Source organism: Heliobacterium chlorum (genome assembly GCF_014502795.1).
Taxonomy (GTDB): Bacteria; Bacillota; Desulfitobacteriia; order Heliobacteriales; family Heliobacteriaceae; genus Heliobacterium; species Heliobacterium chlorum.
This window is the reverse complement of sequence record NZ_JACVHF010000116.1, coordinates 1-869: the sequence shown is the minus strand read 5'-3', so window position 1 is coordinate 869 and position 869 is coordinate 1. Positions and strand designations below refer to the sequence as shown.

Annotated in this window: 1 protein-coding gene; it reads right to left on the bottom strand. The window is 39.4% G+C overall.

Annotation, left to right across the window (positions count from 1 at the left end):
• Window positions 1–197 precede the first annotated feature (197 nt).
• Complete coding sequence (locus H1S01_RS20455; protein WP_188042176.1) at window positions 198–575, bottom strand: hypothetical protein; 378 nt, start codon at window positions 573–575, stop codon at window positions 198–200.
• Between the last annotated feature and the right edge of the window lie 294 nt (window positions 576–869).

Here is an 869-nt window from a genome sequence, read left to right as displayed (position 1 = left end):
CATGGGAGTATAAGGATTACGCTGGATACATACAGCCACGTCTTACCGGACGTTAAGAAACAGGCCATCGATAAAATTGAGGGGATGTTAAGCCCGAGGAAGAAGTGGGAGGGCGTAGGGTAAGTTACGGTCCGAAAGGCTGGTCGCAGCGTGAGTTCAAGAAGGCCCACGCTGTTTTTTTGAACCTAATTAAACATTCAACTTATCCGAGTGATATCAGCTTTTGTCACTTTCCAATTTCCATCTATGTACTCAACTACAACTTTAATTCCGACTGAACCGAGAGCAGATCTGAATTTTGAGCCCTCTATTATAACAGCTTTATTTGAAACATCCGTCTTTTCGACTCGTAATAATACGCCGTCAAGACTCATTGACTGTGGATTGTAGAAGCCTTTGGCTTCTAATTGCTCAAAAGTATCTTCCATTACCTTTACACCGTATTTTTCAAGGTGTTTTAGAATTTGCTCCTTACTCGTGTCATTAAGTTCCTTTAAGTTACTCATATCAATAGCGATAAATTTCATATTGCTATTTAAGGCTTCGTCAATTGTCATGAAAGCATCAAATGCCAAGCTGTACATTTCTGCCATATCAATATCTAGATTTTTTGTGGTTGTAACGTTCGAACACGCAGCGACTAACGGTAAGCAAAGTAAAGATAAACTTAATATTAGCCTTAATATTCTCGTAGTAATCCCCCCATTATTTAGATCAAGTACAGACAACAATTGCAAGTCAGCAGGTAGGCTATTTGTGAGAATTCACAATAAAGGACTTAATTGGAATTAAAGATCTCTTGGCAAATATCCTGCAAAAATACTGTCACACCACGCTTATTTTTGCCGTGTCGGTAATGGGGAAGGACG